Source organism: Streptomyces sp. NPDC048352 (assembly GCF_040651895.1).
GTDB lineage: Bacteria > Actinomycetota > Actinomycetes > Streptomycetales > Streptomycetaceae > Streptomyces.
This window is the reverse complement of sequence record NZ_JBEZKZ010000020.1, coordinates 1-20257: the sequence shown is the minus strand read 5'-3', so window position 1 is coordinate 20257 and position 20257 is coordinate 1. Positions and strand designations below refer to the sequence as shown.

Here is a 20257-nt window from a genome sequence, read left to right as displayed (position 1 = left end):
GGGGCGGGGCCTCAGGCCCGGGGGGCCGGGGGCCCTGGGGGCCTACTGCCCCGGGCTGGACTGGGCCTGGGTGGGCGCGCTGCGGGCGGGCGTGTGGAACCCCTCCCAGATGCGGTGCCCGGACGGGAACCCCATCGCGGTCAGGGTGTTGATGAGCATCCCGTAGGCCATGAAGGTGGTCGTCTCCCTGACGTCCCCACCCAGGGGAACCTTCACGGTGTCCCACAGCTCCAGCCAGCCGGCCCGTACGAGCTCACCGAGCTCCCGGTCCCCGGCCGCCTCGGCGGCGGCGACGGTGACGTACATCTGGAGCTGCATCTGCACGATCTGCGGGTCGTCGGCGATGTGCCGGGTGTAGGCCTCGGCCATGGCACGCTCGGCGTCCTCCCCGCTCAGCCCCTCGACGGCCTCGGCGAACACCTCCCGGGTGCGCTTCAGGCAGCGGGCGGCGGCCGCGAGGAAGATGGCCTGCTTGTTCGGGAACAGCCGGAAGAGGTACGGCTGCGAAACCCCGACCCGCTTGGCGATCGCCTCGGTGGAGGTCCCGTAGTAGCCGCCGCGCGCGAACTCGTGGATCGCCGCGCGAATGACGCTCTCACGCCGCTCGTCCGCACTCATCCTTGCCATGGTTGTAAGTTAGTACTCAATCACTAACCGAGTCAAGGGGTGGGGCGGGGCGGGGTCGGGCGAGCGGGGTTTCGGCGGGGCGGTCTCAGGGATGGCTTGGGGGTTTCCCGTCAGTCCCATCGTCATTCCGGTTCGTGCCGGTCCCTCAAGGGCGCTCCTTCGTCGCGTCGCTACGCGATCGCCTTCGGCGACCCTTGACCGACCAGCCCGCCCCGGAAAGCCGAAAGACTGCCGGGAACCCCCCAAAAGAACGGTCACCAGGGACATCGATCAGGAGCGGCCCCGTCAGGGACGAGGCGAGGGGTCAGGGGCCACAACCCCCACCGAACAGCGACCAGAGCAGCGCGAGGAAGCGCCCAGGCGCGACAGATCGCTACGTGCTCCTCTTGGTTCGGCGACTGCCGGCCGTCTGGGGCTGATACCTGCATCAAACGGTGATCAGAAGCCCGTCCGGGGCCGACGGGCGCAGCGGATCGTTACGCGGTGCACCCCGGGGAGGGAAATGGGCCCTTCGGGGCGGGCTCGGAGGCCTGTCGGACCCTAGGGACACCATTTTTGTCGGCAGACTCCGACAGAAGTCCTTCACCCCTCACGCCAACCGCTGAAAGGGGGCAAACAGGACGGGAAGGGTTTCGTGGCGGCTTCTCACCAGCCCCAGACGGGCCACAGGCGCCCGGCGGGCCATGCCCCCGGCCCCTCGCCTCATCCCTGACGGGGCCGCTCCTGGGAGCTCTCCCCCGTGACCGTTCTTTTGGGGGCTTCCCGGCAGTCTTTCGGCTTTCCGGGGCGGGACGGTCGGTCAAGGGTTGAGCGCAGCGAAATCGCGAAGCGACGCGACCGAAGGGAGCGCCCTTGAGGGACCGGCCCGACACGGAATGACGATGGGACTGACGGGAAACCCCCAAACCGGCTCTGACACCGCCCAGCGGAACCCCGCCCCCACCCCGCGGCCTGAGGCCCCCCGCCCCGCCGCTCAGGCCAGCTTGACCACCGCGCGGGACATGCCCAGGACCTTCTGGCCCGCGCTCATCGCCGTCAGGTCGACCCGCACGCGGTTGTCCTCCAGCTTGGCGGCGACCTTCGCGGTGACCTCGATCAGCGCGCCCTGGTCGTCGTTCGGGACGACGACCGGCTTGGTGAAGCGGACTCCGTACTCGACGACCGCACCCGGGTCGCCCACCCAGTCGGTCACCACGCGGATCGCCTCGGCCATGGTGAACATGCCGTGCGCGATCACGTCCGGCAGTCCGACCTCCTGGGCGAACTTCTCGTTCCAGTGGATCGGGTTGAAGTCACCCGAGGCGCCGGCGTAGCGGACGAGGGTGGCGCGCGTCACGGGGAAGGACGCCGCCGGGAGCTCGGTGCCGACCTCGACGTCGGCGTACTGGATCTGCGCGGTCATCTCAGGCCTCCTCGGGGGCGCGGGACACGAGCTTGGTCCACGCGGTCACCACGTGCTCACCGGACTCGTCGTGGACTTCGCCGCGGATGTCGACGATGTCGTTGCCGGCGAGCGACTTCACGGCCTCGATGGTGGAGGTCACGGTGAGCCGGTCACCCGCCCGCACGGGGCGGACGTACGCGAACTTCTGGTCGCCGTGCACGACGCGACTGTAGTCCAGTCCCAGCTGCGGGTCCTCGATGACCTGCCCGGCCGCCGCGAAAGTGATGGCGAACACGAAAGTCGGCGGGGCGATCACATCCTGGTGACCGAACGCCTTGGCGGCTTCGGGATCGGTGTAGACGGGATTCTCGTCACCCACCGCGACCGCGAATTCGCGGATCTTCTCCCGGCCGACCTCGTACGGCTCGGTGGGCGGGTAGGTCCGCCCCACGAAGGTCTGATCGAGGGCCATGGCTCACTGCCTCCTGTTGCAGGGACACGATGAAGGGGCACGTTCCGAGGACACGTGCGAAGGGGCACGGAACGAACACAGCGGTCGCGCCCGGGCCGGTACGCAGCGGACCGGATCAAGATCCGCTGCGGAAACGACACGAGGCCGCCCCCATTGAAGGGGACGACCTCATGACGGTGCCTATATTCGAGACTTCGCCAGTGACTAGCGGGTCTCGCGGTGCGCGGTGTGCGAGTTGCAGCGCGGGCAGTGCTTCTTCATCTCAAGACGGTCCGGGTTGTTACGCCGGTTCTTCTTGGTGATGTAGTTCCGCTCCTTGCACTCCACGCAGGCCAGCGTGATCTTCGGGCGGACGTCGGTGGCAGCCACGTGAGTGCTCCTTGACGGACTATGGGACGGATGAACGCATAAAAGAGTAGCCGATCGGGAGACCGACCCCGCAATCGGCTACTGGGTGTAGCGGCGACCGGACTTGAACCGGTGACACAGCGATTATGAGCCGCTTGCTCTACCGACTGAGCTACGCCGCTTTGATGAGATCCGTTCCCCACCCGAGGGTGGGGAACCTCTCTCACCAGAGCCCCAATGCGGAATCGAACCGCAGACCTTCTCCTTACCATGGAGACGCTCTACCGACTGAGCTATTGGGGCGAGCGATGAAGACATTACACGGTTGCCTGCCGATCGCCCAAATCCTTTGGGGGGACTGGGCTCCGAAGACACCGTCGGGTCTTTCCCGGACCGCCCGCCCCGCCCTTTGTGGCGGGGATCACGCCCCTCGCCCTCCTTGCGGCCCCGCCGAGCCCGCTCAGCCGCACGGGCACCACACCGGTACGACTATTGCGCTCTTCCGCGAACCCGGGACCCCCGCGCCCTAGGCTCTGAGCACGCTGCGTGATCTTGGGCCGAGGGCTGCGGCCACGGCACAGGAACCGCCCGAGCCACCGCAGGAGCGCGATGTCCGACAGCCAGCCGCAGCAGCCCTCCCCCTCCCCGCGCCACCCCGTCGGCGGCCCCCTCGGCGGGCCCGTCCCCGAGGCCACGGGGCTCCTGCTGACCGGGGCGCGGCTCACCGACGGCCGTACCGTCGACGTCCGGCTCGGCGGCGGCCGCATCCAGGCCGTCGGCACCGCCGGCAGCCTCCCCACCCCCGCCCTGTCCCGGGTCGACCTGCGGGGCTACCTGCTCCTGCCGGCCCCCGCCGAGCCCCACGGCCACGGGGACACCGCGCTGACCGCGGACGCCGAGGGGCCGGTCTCCTACGCCCCCGACGAGGTGCAGCGCCGGGCCACCGAGGCGGCGCTGCTCCAGCTCGGCCACGGCGCCACCGCCGTGCGCTCCCACGTGCGGATCGGCGACGTGCACGGGCTGGGCCCCATGGAGGCCGTGCTCCAGGCCCGCCGCTCCCTGCGCGGGCTCACCGACCTGACCACGGTGGCCGTGCCCCGGCTGCTGACCGGGGTGGCCGGCGCCGACGGGCTCGCCAGGCTGCGCGACGCCGTGAAGATGGGCGCCTCGGTGATCGGCGGCTGCCCCGACCTGGACCCCGACCCGACGGGCTTCCTCGAGGCGGTCCTGGAGCTGGCCGCGGAACACGGCTGCCCGGTGGACCTGCACACCGACGGTGACGACCCGGGCCGGCTGGCCCGGCTGGCGGCCATGGCCGGGGGGCTGCGCCCCGGGGTGACCATCGGCCCGTGCGGCGGCCTGTCCCGGCTCCCGCTGGACTCGGCCACCCGCGCCGCCGACCGGCTCGCGGCGGCGGGCGTACGGGTGACGTGCCTGCCCCAGGGCGACTGCGCGGCGCTGGAGCGGCGAGGCCTGCGCACCGCCCCGGTACGCCTCCTGCGGGCGGCCGGGGTCCGGGTCGCGGCCGGCAGCGGGGCCCTGCGGGACGCCGGGAACCCGGTCGGCCGGGGCGACCCGCTCGAAGCCGCGTACCTGCTGGCCTCCCAGGGCGGGCTCCGTGCGGGCGAGGCCTACGAGGCGGTGAGCGCCGCCGCCCGGGAGACCATGGGGCTGCCGGAGGTGCGGGTGGAGGCCGGCTTCCCGGCGGAGCTGCTCGCCGTGCGCGGGGAACGGATCGCCGGGGTGCTGTCGCTGGCGTACAGCCGCATCGTGGTCCACCGGGGGCGCGTGGTAGCCCGTACGAGTGCCGTGCGGGAGTACTGCGACTCCGCGGTCGCGGTGGCCCTGGACCTGCCCCGGCAGGGCCGTACGGAGCCGGGGCCCTGATCGTCGCCCCGGCTGTTCGCGGGCGGGGGCGCCCGGGTCGTCGTACGGTCGGGGCATGCGCATCGTCATCGCGGGTGGACACGGTCGGATCGCGCTGCGGCTGGAGCGCCTGCTCGCCGCGCGCGGGTACGAGGTCGCGGGCATCATCCGGGACCCGGAGCAGGGCGGCGACCTGCGGGAGGCGGGTGCCGAACCGGTGCTGTGCGACCTGGAGTCGGCCTCGGTCGAGCACGTGGCGGGGATCCTGCAGGGCGCGGACGTGGCGGTGTTCGCCGCCGGGGCCGGTCCGGGCAGCGGCGCGGCCCGCAAGGACACCGTGGACCGGGACGCGGCGGTGCTGTTCGCCGACGCCGCCGAACGGGCCCGTGTGCGCCGCTTCCTGATGGTCTCCACGATGGGCGCCGACTCCCGGCACGAGGGCGACGAGGTCTTCGACGTGTACCTGCGCGCGAAGGGCGACGCGGACGCGCACCTGCAAACCCGGCTGGGGCTGGAGTGGACGGTGCTGCGCCCGGGCCGGCTGACGGACGACGCCGGCACGGGGCTGGTCCGGCTGGAGGCCCGCACGGGCGGGGGCATGGTCCCGCGCGATGACGTGGCGGCGGTGCTGGCGGAGCTGGTCGAGACCCCGGCGACGGCCGGCCTGACGCTGGAGCTCGTCTCGGGGTCGGCGCCGGTGTCGGTGGCCGTGAAGGACGTGGCGGGCAACTGACGCGGCGGTCCCGGCCGCCGCGGGGTCGCCGACCGTCCGTCAGAAGCCCGCTTGCACCGCGGCGTCGGAGCGTTCGACCGAGCCCTGCGGGAACTGCTTGCGGTACTGCTGCCGGATCCGCTCGACGCGGGCGCCGCGCTCGTCGGCCTCCTTCTCGGGGTAGAGCAGCACGACCTCGTAGGAGCTTTCGCGGACGATGGAGCCGTTCTCGCCGCGCCACTGGCCCGACCCGTCCCGGAGGGTCAGTCCCTCGGGGAAGGCGGGGGTGACCTCGTCGTCGAGGAACCGCCCGAACTCGCCCTGGGCGACGGGTTGCCGTCCGTCGGGGCGCTGCGTGCCGAAGTACAGCCGGGTTTCCCGGTAGGGCTGCCCGGTGTCGCTGTGCAGCGCCGCCCCCACCAGGGCGGGGATCCCGGCGCCGAGCAGGGCGATGAGTACGCCGCCCCCGGCCTTGCCGCGTCTGTCCGAAGTCCATGTCACGCCCCGTGAAACGACCGGTCGCCCGCTTCGGTGCGTGGCGGGGGGCCGATAGGGTCACCCGGAAATCGGCCGCAGGGGGCGGTCGTACGGGTTCCGGGGTGGGGCATGGGCGACGGCGAGTGGCGCGTCAGCGCGGCGGAGGGCGGCCGGCTCGCGGCCCGGTGGTGGCGGTGGGCCCTGTCCGCGCCGGACGGGGAGAGCCCGGTGGGGGACACGACGGGCGCGTACGCCGGGTGGCGGCAGCCCCGGAGCGTGTGGTTCCTGGCGGGTACGCACGGCGGGCGGGTGGTGCGCCGGTGCAGCATCCCGTCGGGCCGGCCGCTGTTCTTCCCGGTGCTGAACACCAGGCGGACGGCGGTGCCGTTCGTGACCAAGCCGTGGCGGCTGGAGGTCACCCGGGCATCGGCGGCCCTGAACAGCTCGCCCCTGAAGCTGCGGGAGTTCTCCTCGAAGCCCTTCCCGGTCCTGGGCATACCGCAGGTCGCCTGGGGGCTGTGGTGCGCCCTCGAACCCCTCCCGCCGGGTCAGTTCGTCCTGGAGATCGAGGCGGCGGCGGCGAACGGCTTCTGGATCGACACGACCTACCACCTGACGGTCACCGAGCCCCGGCCCTGAGCCCGCGCCCCGTGCCGCGGGGCGGCCGTGGACGGGACATGCGAAGAAACCCCCGTCCACTGCGCTTCCGCAGATGAACGGGGGTTCCACTCGCGTGGCGGCGCCAGGATTCGAACCTGGGTAGGCTAAGCCGACGGATTTACAGTCCGCTCCCATTGGCCACTCGGGCACACCGCCATGGGATGTCGCCTCGGATCCCCCGCCTTGCGGCGTTGTTCCCTGGCAACGACGTAAACGATACCCGATGCTCGGGGGTGGTTCGCCACCGGATTGATCAGCGCCGCACGTGGGCGCGGTGGCTAGGCTTTGCGGAGCGGGCCGGGGATGTCCGGACGCGCCCTCCGGGGCACACCACAGCCGACTTCAAGGAGCCACAGCACATGGCCGACTCCAGTTTCGACATCGTCTCGAAGGTCGAGCGGCAGGAGGTCGACAACGCCCTCAACCAGGCCGCCAAGGAGCTCTCGCAGCGCTACGACTTCAAGGGCACCGGCGCCACCATCGCCTGGTCCGGCGAGAAGATCCTGATGGAGGCGAACTCCGAGGAGCGCGTCAAGGCCGTCCTCGACGTGTTCGAGACGAAGCTGGTCAAGCGCGGGATCTCGCTGAAGGCGCTGGACGCCGGCGAGCCGCAGCTGTCCGGCAAGGAGTACAAGATCTTCGCGTCGATCGAGGAGGGCATCTCCCAGGAGAACGCCAAGAAGGTCGCGAAGATCATCCGGGACGAGGGCCCCAAGGGCGTCAAGGCCCAGGTCCAGGGTGAGGAGCTGCGCGTCAGCTCCAAGAGCCGTGACGACCTCCAGGCCGTCCAGGCGCTCCTCAAGGGCAAGGACCTGGACTTCGCGATCCAGTTCGTGAACTACCGCTGAACCACCGCTGAGCTGCGCATACGTCGCTGAGCGGACCCGTGGGGCACAACGGGGGCGATCGCCGGGCCTGACCGGCGGCCGCCCGCGTTGTGCCCTTCGTCATGGGGCGCCACGGCAGGGAGGGTGCTGGCCGCGGGGGTGCTCCAGCTGGGCATGGGGGTGCTGCGGCTCGGGCGGTGGTTCCGGGCGATCTCGGTCGCCGTGGTTCACGGGACGCTGGCCGGTATCGGTCTCGTGCTGATCGCCGCAAGCGCATGCCGCTGCCGGGCCGGGAGGGCGTCGGCTAGGGAACGCCCCGGGCGTCACCTTGCCCCGTTACCCTCCGCCCGTGGACAACGAGCTGAAGCGCAGCCTGGGAGTGTCCGACGCCGTCGTGGTCGGACTCGGCGCGATGGTCGGCGCCGGCATCTTCGCCGCCCTCGCCCCGGCGGCACGCGCCGCAGGCGGCGGGCTCCTCGCCGCCCTCGCTGTGGCGGCCCTGGTGGCGTACTGCAACGCCCATTCCTCGGCCCGGCTGGCCGCCCGGTACCCGGCCTCCGGCGGGACCTACGTCTACGGGCGCGAGCGGCTCGGCCCCTTCTGGGGGTACCTGGCCGGCTGGGGGTTCGTGGTCGGCAAGACGGCTTCCTGCGCGGCGATGGCCCTGACCGTCGGCGCGTACGTGTGGCCCGGGCGGCAGCACGCGGTGGCCGTCGCGGCGGTGGTGGCGCTGACCGCCGCCGGCTACGGCGGGGTGCAGAAGTCCGCCCGGATCGCCCGGCTGATCGTGGCGGCGGTATTGGCGGTGCTGGCCGGGGTCGTCGTGGTGTGCCTGACCTCCGACGCGGCGGATCCCGGGGCCCTGGCCGGCGGGGGCTGGGGCGCCGCCGGGCTGTTGCAGGGGGCTGGCCTGCTGTTCTTCGCCTTCGCGGGCTACGCCCGGATCACCACCCTGGGCGAGGAGGTGCGTGATCCGCAGCGCACGATCCCGCGCGCGGTGCCGCTCGCGCTGGGGATCGCCCTGCTCGTGTACGCCGCCGTGGCGGTGGCGGCCCTGTCGGTGCTCGGCAGCGCGGGTCTGGCGGCGTCGGCCGCCCCGCTGGCCGACGCGGTGCGCGCTGCCGGGTGGCCCGGACTGTCCCCCGTCGTCCGGGTGGGCGCGGCGCTGGCCGCGCTGGGCTCTCTGCTGGCCCTCGTGCTCGGGGTGTCGCGCACGGCCCTGGCGATGGCCCGGGACGGCCACCTGCCGCGCGCGCTGGCTGCCGTACATCCCCGGCATCAGGTGCCGCACCGTGCGGAGCTGGCCGTGGGTGCGGTCGTGGCGGTGATCGCGGCCACCGCCGATCTGCGGGGTGCGATCGGCTTCTCCTCCTTCGGAGTGCTGGTCTACTACGCGATCGCGAACGCCTCAGCGTGGACTCTCGGTTCAGGTGTCAAGGGCCGGGCCGTGGCAGCGGTGGGGCTGTCCGGCTGTGTGGTGCTGGCCTGCACGCTGCCCTTCGCGGCGGCGGTCGCGGGGGCGGCGGTGCTGGTGCTGGGCGCGGCGGTCTACGGGGTTCGGGGCCGGTTCAGGTCCGGGAGCTGAACTCGGGCCACGGGATCGGGTCCATGTCGTCGTCCCCCCAGTCGTCGCGGAACCAGCCCGCACCGTCGAGCCAGTCGCGCAGCCAGCCCGCCAGGCTCGGCGAGTGGAGGTACCAGGCGAGCGCGGGCTCCCCCACATTCGGTTCGAAGAGCAGGACCTGGGCGGTTTCGGAGCGGCAGTCCACGCAGGCGTACATGGCGCAGCCGAAGTCCGCTATCGGCAGAACACCCTCGGGCCAGCCCCAGTCGGACGCTCGGCCCGACTCGTACGCGGCAATGGCCTGACGCAGCGGCAGCAGTCCGCCTTCGGGACCGAATCCGCCGTCGCCGACGCGGGTGTAGAGCGCGGCGAGGAGGGGCGGCAGGGCGAAGCCGAGTATCTGCTCGGCGCGGTCGGCCTCCGCCGGCGCCAAAGGCACGGGCAGGCGCCTTCCGCGTCGGCGCGCGGGGTCTCGTACGTGCTCGGTGACTTGCTCCAGCAACTGCTCGGTTTCGTTCATGTGTTCATGGTGGCGTACCCCGCCGACAGTCGTCCTCGCCTGTGGACAACTCAGGCGAGGACGACGTCGATGCTCTTCTCCCGGAGGAAGTCGAGGAGTTCGGGGAAGGTGGCCGGGCTTCTCACCAGCGGCTGCAGGCCCAGACAGCGGCGGGCCACCTCGTGGTGGTGCCAGACGAGGGTGAACGGCCATGTGGCTCCGAATCCGCCGCACAGAGCGTCCGAGACACCGTTCAGGCAGCGCCCGAAGTACCCGCCCGGCCCGTTGACGGCCTCGCCGAGTGCGCAGAAGAAGCCCTCGGTGTCGGTGACGTGCCTCCCGTCGAGGTGGTAGGTGCCGCCGGCCGGCCGGTCCGGGCCCCTGCGGTGCGCCAGGGCCGGATCCAGCCAGAGGGCCCGGCCGCTGTCGTCGAACCGCGCCCACAGGTTGGGGACGGCCGGAGTGCCGTCCCGCCACAGCGGCCAGATGTCCGCGACGACGGGCGGCTGGGGCTCCATGTGCACGGTCAGGTCGTACAGGCCGGGGCCGCGCGGGGAGGGCTGCCAGTCGACGATGTGCGGGTATCCGACCGGGGCGAGGACCGCGCCGGCGGCGTCCAGGGCGTCCAGGTGCCGGTAGCCGAGCGGCCGCTCCTCCCGGCCTTCCAGCACCTCCCGCAGCGGCCCGCGCACCGCGCACCCGAGCAGGCGTACGGAGTGCGGCGGCGGCTCCTCGACGGGCAGCACCTCGGCGAGGTCCCGGAAGTGGCCCAGGACCCGGTCCTGGTGGTCGGACAGGCTGAAGCCCGCTGCCGAGGGGGCTCCGGCCGGGTGGGGCGGCTGGTCGTCCGGGCGGACGGCCTCGACGGTCACGTCCTGCCGCGACCCGTCACGGGCGCGGGTGGCGAGGACGCGGGCGTCCTCCAGGTACCACTCCCGGGCGGGCCGGCCGTGCTCGTGGAGCGGTTGCAGTACGAGGAATCCGAGCGCGGCCGGGAGTGCGGCCTCCGCGGTGAATCCGCGCAGCTCGTAACGCCGCCGTACGGGCTCCGGCGGTTCGGCGAAGAGGCCCTCCGCCTCCTCGCACGAAGCCCACAGTTGCTCTTCCTCGTGGTCCTCGTCCTCGCCCCACAGGGCGAAGCGCACGCCGGCCGTCACCGGGAGGCGAAGGGGGCGTCGGTCGGGACGATTTCGCGGCCCAGCGGGAGCAGGGAGAGGGGGACCATCTTGAAGTTGGCGATGCCGAACGGGATGCCGATGATCGTGACGCAGAGCGCGAGGCCCGTGACGATGTGGCCGAGGGCCAGCCACCAGCCGGCCAGGAGGAGCCACAGGACGTTGCCGACGCAGGACGGTGCGCCCGCGTCGCGGCGTTCGACCGCGGTGTAGCCGAAGGGCCAGAGGGCGTAGACGGCGATGCGGAAGGCGGCGATGCCGAAGGGGATGCCGATGATGGTGACGCAGAGGATCAGGCCGGCCACGCAGTATCCGAGGAACAGCCAGATCCCGCTGAGTATGAGCCAAATGACGTTGAGGATTGTCTTCACTGGCTGTGGCCTGCCATCTGTTCGAGCCGGGCGATGCGCTCGGCCATCGGAGGGTGCGTCGAGAACATCCTGGAGAGCCCCTGACCGGGCCGGAAGGGGTTGGCGATCATCATGTGGCTCGCCGTCTCCAGGCGGGGTTCGGGGGGCAGCGGGAGCTGCTTGGTGCCGGCGTCGAGCTTGCGCAGGGCGCTGGCCAGGGCGAGCGGGTCGCCGGTGAGCTGCGCTCCGGAGGCGTCGGCCTCGTACTCGCGCGAGCGGCTGATGGCGAGCTGGATCACGGAGGCGGCCAGCGGGCCGAGGAGCATGACGAGCAGCATGCCGAAGAGGCCTGGTCCCTCGTCGTCGTTCGAGCGGCCGACCGGGATCAGCCAGGCGAAGTTCACCAGGAACATGATCACGGAGGCGAGTGCTCCGGCGACCGACGAGATGAGGATGTCGCGGTTGTAGACGTGGCTCAGCTCGTGCCCGATGACTCCGCGCAGTTCGCGTTCGTCGAGTATGCGGAGGATGCCCTCCGTGCAGCAGACGGCGGCGTTGCGCGGGTTGCGGCCGGTGGCGAAGGCGTTGGGGGCCTCGGTCGGGGAGATGTAGAGCCGTGGCATGGGCTGGCGCGCGGAGGTGGAGAGCTCGCGCACCATGCGGTAGAGCTCGGGGGCCTCGAACTCGCTGACGGGGCGTGCGCGCATCGCGCGTAGAGCCAGCTTGTCGCTGTTCCAGTACGCGTACGCGTTCGTCCCCAGGGCGACGAGGACGGCGATGATCAGGCCGTTCCGTCCGAAGAAGCTTCCGATGAGGATGATGAGTGCGGACAGCCCGCCGAGGAGTACGGCGGTCTTCAGCCCGTTGTGCCGGCGGTGCACGGTACGCCCTCCAAGTGGTGCGGCAGGGGAGCCCCGTCGTGGAACCGAGGGACTTCGGTCCAGTGGACCCTCCCTTTCTGGTCAACGCGAGGTGGCGGCGTCTGGTTCCCAGGGCACGGCGGCGCCGCCGCCCCCGGGGCGCGGGCCGGGGGCGGCAGCGGGCGTTGCTCCGTACGGGTGAGCGGCGGGCGGCCGGGAGGGCTACAGCGGGAAGAGGCTGCCGGAGGCGAAGCGCAGGACGAGCTGCGGGGCGCCGGAGAGGACCAGGGCCGTGATGGCGGTGAGTGCGATCGCGGCCGCGACGGGCCAGGGGGCCTTCGTACGGGCGGGTACGCCCTCGGCGGCTTCCGGGGTGCGGAACAGCAGGGCGGTCCACCGCAGGTAGTAGTACAGGGCGATGACGACGTTGACCGCCATGACCACGGCGAGCCAGCCCAGGCCGGCGTCGACGGCCGACCGGAAGACGGCGACCTTGGCGAAGAGCCCGATGATGCCCGGCGGCAGCCCCGCCAGGCAGAGCAGGAAGAAGGCCATCGACAGGGCGGCGGCGGGACGCTGCGCGTACAGGCCCCGGTAGTCGCTGATGCGGTGCAACGGCTTCGTACGGGCGACCAGCGCGGCCACGGCGAAGGCTCCGAGGTTCACGGCCGCGTACATCAGCGCGTAGGCGACGGTGGAGCCGATCTGGTGGCGGTCGGAGTACGCGGCCGCGGCGATCGGGACCAGCAGGTAGCCGGCCTGGCCGACGGAGGACCAGGCGAGCAGCCGTACGGCGCTGTGGGAGCGGTCGGCGGACTGGCGCAGGGCGGCGGCGTTGCCGAGGGTCATGGTGAGCGCCGCGAGCACGGCCAGGGCCGGCCCCCAGATGTCGGAGTACGCCGGGAAGGCGATCACGGTGACGAGGACGAGGCCGGTGAAGCCGACGGCCTTGCCGATCACGGAGAGGTATCCGGCGACGGGCAGCGGGGCGCCGACGTAGGTGTCGGGGACCCAGAAGTGGAAGGGGACGGCGGCGGTCTTGAAGGCGAAGCCGACGAGGGTGAGCGCGACGCCTGCCATGGCGAGGGTGTCGAGCTGCCCGGGTACGTCTTCGAGCCGGCCGGCGACCTGGGTGAGGTGCAGGGAGCCGGTGGCGGCGTAGACGAGGCTGACGCCCATCAGGGAGACGGCGGTGGCGGTGACCGAGGACAGGAAGAACTTGAGGGCGGCCTCGGAGGAGAGCCGGTCGCCGCGGCGCATGCCGACGAGGGCGAAGGCGGGCAGCGAGGCCACTTCGAGGGCGACGATCAGGGTGGCGAGGTCGCGGGAGGCGGGCAGCAGGGCGGCGCCGGCGGCGGAGGACAGCAGCAGGAACCAGTACTCGCCGGCCGGGGTGCGGGCCTCGCGGACGACGGTGACCGACATCAGCGCGGTGACCAGGGCTCCGGCCAGCACGAGGAACTGCACGACGAGCGTGAAGCGGTCGGCGGTGTAGCTGCACGCGGCCGGGTCGGTGGTGAGGCAGAAGGTGGTGCGGTCGCCGCCGCGCAGCGGCAGCAGGGTGGCGGTCGCGGCGGCCAGGCCGGCGACCGAGATCCAGCCGAGGAGCGGTTTGCGGCCCTCGGGGACGAAGAGGTCGGCGACCAGGACGGCCAGGGCGACGGCGGCGGTGATGATCACGGGCGCGATCGCGAGCCAGTCGACGGACTGGACGAGGCTGGGGGTGTCGGCGGCGAGGACCGTCGTGGCCGTCATGCGTTGCCTCCTGCGAGGAGCTTCTGTACGGCCGGGTCGGTGAGGCCGAGGAGGAGGGCCGGCCATAGGCCGGCGAGGACGGTGAGGGCGACGAGCGGGGTCCAGGCGGCGAACTCGTAGCGCTGGACGTCCGCGAGGGTCGTCTCGGGGCCGGCCTTCGGGTCTCCCATGCAGACGCGGCGTACGACGATCAGCAGGTAGGCGGCGGTGAGCAGGGTGCCGAACGCGCCGACGGCCATGTAGGTGAGGAACGCCGGGCGGGAGAGGCCCTCGGCCGGGTCGAAGGCCCCGAACAGGGCCAGCATCTCGCCCCAGAAGCCGGCCAGGCCCGGCAGGCCGAGGGAGGCGACGGCGGCGAAGGCGAGGAGTGCGCCGAGGTGGGGGGCGCGGCCGTAGAGGGCGGCGCCGGTGGCTCCGGCGAGGGTGTCGAGGTCGCTGCTGCCGTAGCGGTCCTTGAGGGCGCCGACGAGGAAGAAGAGGAGGCCGGTGATGAGGCCGTGGGCGATGTTGGCGAAGAGCGCGCCGTTGACTCCGGTGGGGGTCATGGTGGCGATGCCGAGGAGGACGAAGCCCATGTGCCCGACGGAGGAGTACGCGATGAGGCGCTTGAGGTCGCCCTTGCCGTTCTTGCGGGTCAGTGCGAGGCAGGCGAGGGATCCGTAGACGATGCCGACGGCGGCGAAGGCACCGAGGTAGGGGGCGAAGGTGTGCATGCCGTCGGGGGTGACGGGCAGCAGGATGCGGACGAACCCGTAGGTGCCCATCTTCAGCATGACGCCGGCGAGCAGGACGGAGCCGACGGTGGGGGCGGCGGTGTGGGCGTCGGGCAGCCAGGTGTGCAGCGGCCACATCGGGGTCTTCACGGCGAGGCCGATGCCGATGGCGAGGACGGCCAGGAGCTGGGTGGTGTGGCTCAGTCCGCGCCCGTTGTCAGTGGCGAGTGCCACCATGTCGAAAGTGCCGCTGTTCAGCCCGATCAGCAGCAGCCCGAGGAGCATGACCACGGAGCCGAGGAGCGTGTAGAGGATGAACTTCCAGGCGGCCGCCTGCCGCTGAGCACCGCCCCAGCGGGCGATGAGGAAGTACATCGGGACGAGGACCATCTCGAAGGCGAGGAAGAAGAGCATCAGGTCGAGTACGGCGAAGGTCGCGAGGGTGCCGGACTCGAGTACGAGGAGCAGTGCGACGAAGCCCTTGGCGGAGGGGCCTTCGGGGAGCTTGAAGTAGCTGTACACCGCGCAGAGGAAGAACAGCAGCGCGGTCATCAGGAGGAGGGGGAGCGAGATGCCGTCGATGCCGAGGTGGATCCGGATGTTCAGCGCCTGGATCCAGCTGATGTCCGTCGTCGCCTGGAAGCGGGACGGGGCGTCGTGGTCGAAGCCCAGGGTGAGGGCGACGGCTGCGGCGAGGACGACTGCGGTGATGGTGACGCCGTGGCGGAGCACGGCCTGTTCGGGGCTCTTGCCCTTGAGTCCGGGCGGGGCCGGCAGGAGGGCCGCGACGGCGCCGAGGAGCGGTGCGGCCACGGTGAACGCCAGAAGGAACTGCATCACGGACGGGCTGATATCGATCACGGCTGACTCTCGGCTCACGATCCGGCGTTGACGTTGGCGAGGACGGCGGTGGCGATCGCCAGGACCACGGCGCCGGCGAGCAGGGCGCTCAGGTAGCTCTGCACGTTGCCGGTCTGGGCCCGGCGGACGAGGCTGCCGAGCAGCCGGGGGCCGGTGCCCGCGCCGCGGACGTACGTGTCGACGACCTCGCGGTCCAGGAAGCGCACCAGGCCCGCGGCCGCCCGGGTGGGGCGGACGAAGAGCCGGTCGTAGACGGCGTCGAGGTGGAAGCCGTCGGCGGCGTGGCGGTGCAGCGGGCCGAGCAGGGCCCGGCCGGGGTCGGCCGCGGGGGCGGCCGGGACGGCGGGGTGGTCGTGGGTCACCTCGGCCACCTCGGGGGTCTCGGCGGCGGATTCGGCGGCCGCGACGGAGGCGGGCACGGCGGATCCGTTGCGGATCCCGGCGGCGGCGCGGGCGGTGGCGCGCTGCCAGAGGGCGTACGTGAGGACCACGCCGATCAGGGCGGCGCCCGTGCCGAGGACGGAGGTGGTCACGGACGGGGTGAGTTCCCTGTCGTCGAACCAGTCGGCGAGGGGGCCGGCGGCGAGGCCGAAGGCGACGGAGGGGACGGCCAGCAGCCACAGCACGCCGGTCATGGCGACGGGTTCCCTGCCGTGGTCGGGGGCGGCGGCGCCCCGGCCGCGGAAGGCCATCAGCCACAGCCGGGTGGCGTAGGCGGCGGTGAGCAGGGCGGTCAGCAGGCCGGCGGTCAGGACGATCCAGCCGGCCGCGCCGGGCACGAGGTCGGAGTGTCCGCCGGCGGTGTGCTCGGCGGCGACGAGGACGGCTTCCTTGGAGAAGAAGCCGGCGAAGGGCGGGATGGCGGCGAGCGCGAGCAGCGCGACCGTCATCGTCCAGAAGGCGTCGGGGATGCGCTTGGCCAGGCCGTCCATACGGGACATGGCGGCCAGGGAGTTCGTTCCGGCGGCGTGGATGATGACGCCCGCGCCGAGGAAGAGGAGCGCCTTGAAGGCGCCGTGGGACAGGAGGTGGAAGACGGCGGCGCCGCGGTCGCCGACGGCCAGGGCCCCGGTCATGTAGCCGAGCTGGCCGACCGTGGAGTAGGCCAGGACGCGCTTGATGTCGTCCTGGGCGAGGGCGGCGAGGGCGGAGCCGACCATCGTGACGGCGGCCATGACGGCCATGACCACCAGTGCGGCCCGCGAGGCCGTGAAGACGGGCAGGAGGCGGGCGATGAAGTAGACACCGGCGGCGACCATCGTGGCGGCGTGGATCAGCGCGGAGACCGGGGTGGGGCCGGCCATGGCGTCCGGGAGCCAGGTGTGCAGCGGGAACTGCGCGGACTTGCCGGCGACACCGGCGAGCAGGAGCAGGGCGATGAGCGTCGGGTGGTCGAGTCCGCCCGCGGCGACGGTGCCGAGGATCTTGGTGATCCGGAAGGAGCCGGCGTCGGCGGCGAGCGCGAACAGGCCGATGAGGAAGGGGACGTCGCCGAGCTTGGTGACGAGGAAGGCCTTGAGGGAGGCGGAGCGGGCCGCCTCGGTCTCCCAGTAGTGGCCGACGAGGAAGTACGAGCAGATGCCCATGACCTCCCAGCCGACCAGCAGCACCATGAGGTCGCCGGAGTAGACGACGAGCAGCATGGCGGAGGTGAACAGGGAGACCAGGGCGGCGTAGGAGGGGTAGCGCGGGTCCTCGCGGAGGTACGCCGTCGAGTAGAGCTGTACGCAGGTGGCGACGACCCCGACGAGGGCGGCGACCAGGACGGCGAAGCCGTCCAGGTGGAGTGACAGCTCGATCGGCACCGAGCCGGTCGGGGTCAGCTCGGTCGCGGTGTCGATGGCCGGTCCGCCTCCCTGGCGGACGGCGACGAGCACGGCCAGGACGGCCGCGGCCAGGGCGGGCAGCACGGCGAGCGGCCTGACGAAGCCGGGAGCCGAGCGGCCCAGGAGGAGACCTGCGACCGCGCCGAGGAACGGGAGGAGGGGGACGAGGACCGCGAGGGTCGTGGTGCTCACGCGGCGACCTCCGGCCGGGCAGTGGTGTCGTCGGGCCGGCCGCTGTCGCGGCCCTCGGCGGTGTCACGGAGCCTGTCGACGTCCGACGTGCCCCGGTTGCGGTACACCATCAGCACGATGGCGAGGCCGATGCCGATCTCGGCGGCGGCGATGGCGATCGTGAAGAGGGTGAGGGCCTGGCCTGCGTGCAGGGTGTCGCGGAGCCAGACGTCGAAGGCCACCAGGTTGAGGTTGACGGCGTTGAGCATGAGCTCGACGGACATCAGGACCAGGATGGCGTTGCGGCGGGCGAGCACTCCGTAGAGGCCGGTGGCGAAGAGGAGGGCCGCGAGGACCGCGGGGTAGGCGAGGTGCATCAGCGCTGTTCCTCCTGGCGGCCCGCGCGGGCGGCGGCGTCGGCGGCTTCCTCGGCGGGGGTGTTGCGGCGGGAGAGCACGATGGCGCCGATCAGGGCGGCGAGGAGGAGCACGGAGAGCGCCTCGAAGGGCAGCACCCAGTGCTGGAAGAGGATCTCCCCGGAGACCTTGGTGGAGCCCTGGGCGGGTCCGTCGAGGTCGATCCAGGTGGTGCGGAAGGCGTCGGTGACGACCCAGACGAGCGAGGCTCCGGCGGCCGCGGCGACGGCGAGCGCCACCGGGCGGTTGCCGGAGTCGGCGTCCGGGGAACGGCCGATGGGGGCCTTGGTGAGCATCAGCCCGAAGAGGAGGAGGACGACCACGGAGCCGAGGTAGATCAGGACCTGGACCCAGGCGATGAACTCGGCGGTCAGCAGCAGGTACTCGACGGCGATCCCGCCGAGCGCGACGACCAGCCACAGGGCGGCGTGCACGAGCTGCTTGGTGGTGACGGTGATGACGGCCGCGCCGAGGGTGGCGAGGCCGACGAGGAGGAAGGCGATCTCGACGCCGGTCGGCGAGAGGAAGCCGGGGCCGGGCGCGGGCGCGGGGGCGCCGGCGGCCGCGACCGCTGCGAGGTGGGCGGCGTACATCAGGCGGTGCCTCCCGCCGGGGTGTCGGGGGTGCCGTCGGCGGGCGGGGCCGATCCGGCCTGCGCCGCGGCGGCCGCCGCGGCGGCTGCGGCGGCGGCTTCGGCCTTCTCCACGGCCTTGCGGGCGGCCGCGACCTCCTTGGGCTCCTCCGCCGCGGGGTCGAGGGCGGGCGGGGCCGGCACGGTCCACATCCACTCGCGCAGTTTGTCGCGCTCGTGGGTGAGCTCGTGGATGTCGGTCTCCGCGTACTCGAACTCCGGCGACCAGAAGAGGGCGTCGAAGGGGCACACCTCGATGCAGATGCCGCAGTACATGCAGAGGGAGAAGTCGATGGCGAAGCGGTCGAGGACGTTGCGGCTGCGCTCGCGGCCGCCGGGCGTGGCGGCCGGCACCGTCTCCTTGTGGGAGTCGATGTAGATGCACCAGTCGGGGCACTCGCGGGCGCACAGCATGCAGACCGTGCAGTTCTCCTCGAACAGGCCGATGACCCCGCGGCTGCGGGGCGGGAGCTCGGGCTGCACCTCGGGGTACTGGGCGGTGTGCGCGCGCTTGGTCATCGTGCGCAGGGTGACGGCCAGGCCCTTGGCGAGGCCGGATCCGGGAATCGGGGGCATTACTGGATCGCCACCTTCACGATGCCGGTGAGCGCGATCTGGGCGAGCGCGAGGGGGATGAGTACGGTCCAGGCGAGCTTCTGGAGCTGGTCCTCGCGCAGGCGCGGGTAGCTCACCCGGAGCCAGATGACGACGAAGGCGAGGAGGGCGGTCTTGAGCAGGGTCCAGAACCAGGCGAGGTCGTCACCGCCGAAGGGGCCGTGCCAGCCGCCGAGGAAGAGGACGGTGGTGAGGGCGCAGAGGACGACGATGCCGGCGTACTCGGCGAGCAGGAACAGCGCGAAGCGCAGGCCGGTGTACTCGGTGTAGGCGCCGAAGATGATCTCGGAGTCGGCGACGGGCATGTCGAACGGGGGCCGCTGGAGTTCGGCGAGGCCGGCGGTGAAGAAGACGACCGCGCCGATGATCTGCCAGGGCAGCCACCACCACTCGAACGCGCCGACGATGCCTTGCAGGGACACGGTCCCTGCGGCCATGGCGACCGAGGCGGCGGCCAGCAACATGGGCAGCTCGTACGCGAGCAGCTGGGCCGCGGTGCGCAGGCCGCCGAGCAGGGAGAACTTGTTGGCGGAGGCCCAGCCGCCCATGAGGCTGCCGAGCACGCCGACGCCCATCACGGCGAGCGCGAAGAAGAGGCCCGCGTCGATGACCTGGCCGACCGCGCCGTTGCCCGGGCCGATGGGGATGGCGAGCAGGACGAGGAGGTACGGCAGCAGCGCGACGGCGGGGGCCAGCTGGAAGATCCGCCGGTCGGCGTTGGCCGGGACGATGTCCTCCTTCTGCGCGAACTTCACGCCGTCGGCGACGAGCTGGGCCCAGCCGTGGAAGCCGCCCGCGTACATGGGGCCGAGGCGGCCCTGCATGTGCGCCATCACCTTGTGCTCGGTCTGCCCGATGACGAGCGGCAGCACGAGGAAGACGGCGAAGACGACGATCAGTCGCAGGGCGACGTCGAGGACGTCGTTCACGCGTCGCCTCCGGTGGTGTCGGGCCTGGGGTCGGGCTTGGGGTCGGTGTCGGGCTCCGGCTCGGGCTCGCGGCCGGGGTCCGGCTGCGGTGCGGTGGCGGCCGGGGGCTCCTCGAAGGCGGGCTTCGGGTCGTGCCAGGGCGCGTCCGCGCTGCGTTTCGCCGCCGGCGGGGTGACCGGGCGCGGGGCGTCAGGGGCGTCGGCCGGGGCCGGGGTGGCCTGGCTGGCCGAGCCGTCCGCCACCGAGCGGGTGCGGCGCGGCGGGCGCGGGGCCTGCGGGGCGCCCTCGCCGGCGGTGTCCGGGGCCGGGGTGGCCTGGCTGGCCGAGCCGTCCGCCACCGAGCGGGTGCGGCGCGGCGGGCGCGGGGTGTCCGAGGCGCCCTCGCCGGCGGTGTCCGGGGCCGGGGTGGCCTGGCTGGCGGAGCCCTCCGTCACCGAGCGGGTGCGGCGTACCGGGGCGCCCTCGCGGGGAGTGCGCGCCGGGCCGGCGCCGGCCGCCGCGCCCCGCGGGGTGCGGGCC

Annotated in this window: 21 protein-coding genes, 3 tRNA genes and 2 pseudogenes; 6 read left to right on the top strand and 20 right to left on the bottom strand. The window is 72.5% G+C overall.

Annotation, left to right across the window (positions count from 1 at the left end; translation table 11 throughout):
• Window positions 1-42: 42 nt before the first annotated feature.
• The 6 genes from AB0D45_RS13425 to AB0D45_RS13400 form a co-directional block, all read right to left on the bottom strand.
• On the bottom strand, window positions 43-627 hold the full coding sequence (locus AB0D45_RS13425; protein WP_362458092.1) for a TetR/AcrR family transcriptional regulator: 585 nt from the start codon (window positions 625-627) through the stop codon (window positions 43-45).
• A 973-nt stretch (window positions 628-1600) separates the two neighbouring features.
• Complete coding sequence (locus AB0D45_RS13420) at window positions 1601-2029, bottom strand: MaoC family dehydratase (RefSeq protein WP_361606043.1); 429 nt, start codon at window positions 2027-2029, stop codon at window positions 1601-1603.
• Between the two features lies 1 nt (window position 2030).
• The gene (locus AB0D45_RS13415) at window positions 2031-2483 is read right to left on the bottom strand and encodes a MaoC family dehydratase N-terminal domain-containing protein (protein ID WP_362458089.1); all 453 of its coding nucleotides are present in this window, start codon (window positions 2481-2483) and stop codon (window positions 2031-2033) included.
• Window positions 2484-2687: 204 nt separating this feature from the next.
• Window positions 2688-2852: a 50S ribosomal protein L33 gene (gene rpmG / locus AB0D45_RS13410; RefSeq protein WP_003956487.1), complete on the bottom strand. Its 165-nt coding sequence runs from the start codon at window positions 2850-2852 to the stop codon at window positions 2688-2690.
• An 88-nt stretch (window positions 2853-2940) separates the two neighbouring features.
• Window positions 2941-3013 (bottom strand) — tRNA-Met (locus tag AB0D45_RS13405).
• A 48-nt stretch (window positions 3014-3061) separates the two neighbouring features.
• Window positions 3062-3134: transfer RNA gene (locus AB0D45_RS13400), tRNA-Thr, on the bottom strand.
• Between the two features lie 306 nt (window positions 3135-3440).
• On the opposite strand from AB0D45_RS13400, the gene AB0D45_RS13395 reads away from it, so the two are divergent.
• Entirely contained in the window at window positions 3441-4718 is a 1278-nt protein-coding gene (locus AB0D45_RS13395; RefSeq protein WP_362458086.1) for an amidohydrolase family protein, read from the top strand.
• Window positions 4719-4773: 55 nt separating this feature from the next.
• Entirely contained in the window at window positions 4774-5430 is a 657-nt protein-coding gene (locus AB0D45_RS13390; RefSeq protein WP_362458083.1) for an SDR family oxidoreductase, read from the top strand.
• A gap of 39 nt (window positions 5431-5469) precedes the next feature.
• Here the strand turns inward: AB0D45_RS13390 and AB0D45_RS13385 are convergent, their stop codons facing one another.
• Window positions 5470-5910, bottom strand: a complete 441-nt coding sequence (locus tag AB0D45_RS13385) for a DUF3574 domain-containing protein (RefSeq protein WP_362458080.1) — start codon at window positions 5908-5910, stop codon at window positions 5470-5472.
• A gap of 105 nt (window positions 5911-6015) precedes the next feature.
• Between AB0D45_RS13385 and AB0D45_RS13380 the strand changes: the two genes are divergently transcribed.
• Window positions 6016-6525, top strand: a complete 510-nt coding sequence (locus tag AB0D45_RS13380; protein ID WP_362458077.1) for a hypothetical protein — start codon at window positions 6016-6018, stop codon at window positions 6523-6525.
• Window positions 6526-6620: 95 nt separating this feature from the next.
• On the opposite strand, the gene AB0D45_RS13375 is transcribed toward AB0D45_RS13380, so the two are convergent.
• Window positions 6621-6702 (bottom strand) — tRNA-Tyr (locus tag AB0D45_RS13375).
• A 203-nt stretch (window positions 6703-6905) separates the two neighbouring features.
• Here AB0D45_RS13375 and AB0D45_RS13370 point away from each other — a divergent pair.
• The 3 genes and pseudogenes from AB0D45_RS13370 (at window position 6906) to AB0D45_RS13360 (ending at window position 8958) form a co-directional block, all read left to right on the top strand.
• Complete coding sequence (locus AB0D45_RS13370) at window positions 6906-7394, top strand: YajQ family cyclic di-GMP-binding protein (protein WP_030298135.1); 489 nt, start codon at window positions 6906-6908, stop codon at window positions 7392-7394.
• A gap of 123 nt (window positions 7395-7517) precedes the next feature.
• Window positions 7518-7640 (top strand): annotated as a pseudogene (locus tag AB0D45_RS13365) (SulP family inorganic anion transporter); the annotation flags it as partial.
• 82 nt (window positions 7641-7722) lie between these two features.
• Complete coding sequence (locus tag AB0D45_RS13360) at window positions 7723-8958, top strand: APC family permease (protein ID WP_362458074.1); 1236 nt, start codon at window positions 7723-7725, stop codon at window positions 8956-8958.
• On the opposite strand, the gene AB0D45_RS13355 is transcribed toward AB0D45_RS13360, so the two are convergent.
• From AB0D45_RS13355 to AB0D45_RS13300, 12 genes and pseudogenes are all read right to left on the bottom strand, one after another.
• The gene (locus tag AB0D45_RS13355; protein WP_362458071.1) at window positions 8942-9457 is read right to left on the bottom strand and encodes an SMI1/KNR4 family protein; all 516 of its coding nucleotides are present in this window, start codon (window positions 9455-9457) and stop codon (window positions 8942-8944) included. The two genes, AB0D45_RS13360 and AB0D45_RS13355, sit on opposite strands and share 17 nt — an antisense overlap.
• A 50-nt stretch (window positions 9458-9507) precedes the next feature.
• A complete protein-coding gene (locus AB0D45_RS13350; RefSeq protein WP_362458068.1) occupies window positions 9508-10581 on the bottom strand; it encodes a hypothetical protein in 1074 nt (357 codons plus the stop codon).
• 8 nt (window positions 10582-10589) lie between these two features.
• Window positions 10590-10982, bottom strand: a complete 393-nt coding sequence (locus AB0D45_RS13345; RefSeq protein WP_361606154.1) for a YccF domain-containing protein — start codon at window positions 10980-10982, stop codon at window positions 10590-10592.
• Window positions 10979-11842, bottom strand: a complete 864-nt coding sequence (gene htpX / locus AB0D45_RS13340) for a zinc metalloprotease HtpX (RefSeq protein WP_362458065.1) — start codon at window positions 11840-11842, stop codon at window positions 10979-10981. The genes AB0D45_RS13345 and htpX overlap by 4 nt, the downstream gene beginning before the upstream one ends.
• Window positions 11843-12043: 201 nt before the next feature.
• On the bottom strand, window positions 12044-13576 hold the full coding sequence (locus AB0D45_RS13335) for an NADH-quinone oxidoreductase subunit N (RefSeq protein WP_362458062.1): 1533 nt from the start codon (window positions 13574-13576) through the stop codon (window positions 12044-12046).
• Window positions 13573-15126, bottom strand: a complete 1554-nt coding sequence (locus AB0D45_RS13330) for an NADH-quinone oxidoreductase subunit M (RefSeq protein WP_362458191.1) — start codon at window positions 15124-15126, stop codon at window positions 13573-13575. The genes AB0D45_RS13335 and AB0D45_RS13330 overlap by 4 nt, the downstream gene beginning before the upstream one ends.
• A gap of 38 nt (window positions 15127-15164) precedes the next feature.
• The gene (locus AB0D45_RS13325; RefSeq protein WP_362458059.1) at window positions 15165-17168 is read right to left on the bottom strand and encodes an NADH-quinone oxidoreductase subunit L; all 2004 of its coding nucleotides are present in this window, start codon (window positions 17166-17168) and stop codon (window positions 15165-15167) included.
• Window positions 17165-17524, bottom strand: coding sequence for an NADH-quinone oxidoreductase subunit NuoK (nuoK, locus tag AB0D45_RS13320; RefSeq protein ID WP_362458056.1), 360 nt, complete (start codon window positions 17522-17524; stop codon window positions 17165-17167). The genes AB0D45_RS13325 and nuoK overlap by 4 nt, the downstream gene beginning before the upstream one ends.
• Entirely contained in the window at window positions 17524-18156 is a 633-nt protein-coding gene (locus AB0D45_RS13315) for an NADH-quinone oxidoreductase subunit J (RefSeq protein WP_362458053.1), read from the bottom strand. Before AB0D45_RS13315 ends, nuoK begins: the two co-directional genes overlap by 1 nt.
• On the bottom strand, window positions 18156-18770 hold the full coding sequence (locus AB0D45_RS13310; protein WP_362458050.1) for an NADH-quinone oxidoreductase subunit I: 615 nt from the start codon (window positions 18768-18770) through the stop codon (window positions 18156-18158). Before AB0D45_RS13310 ends, AB0D45_RS13315 begins: the two co-directional genes overlap by 1 nt.
• Window positions 18770-19738, bottom strand: a complete 969-nt coding sequence (locus tag AB0D45_RS13305; RefSeq protein WP_362458047.1) for a complex I subunit 1 family protein — start codon at window positions 19736-19738, stop codon at window positions 18770-18772. Before AB0D45_RS13305 ends, AB0D45_RS13310 begins: the two co-directional genes overlap by 1 nt.
• A pseudogene (locus tag AB0D45_RS13300) lies at window positions 19735-20257 on the bottom strand (NADH-quinone oxidoreductase subunit C); the annotation flags it as partial. The gene AB0D45_RS13305 and the pseudogene AB0D45_RS13300, both read right to left, overlap by 4 nt.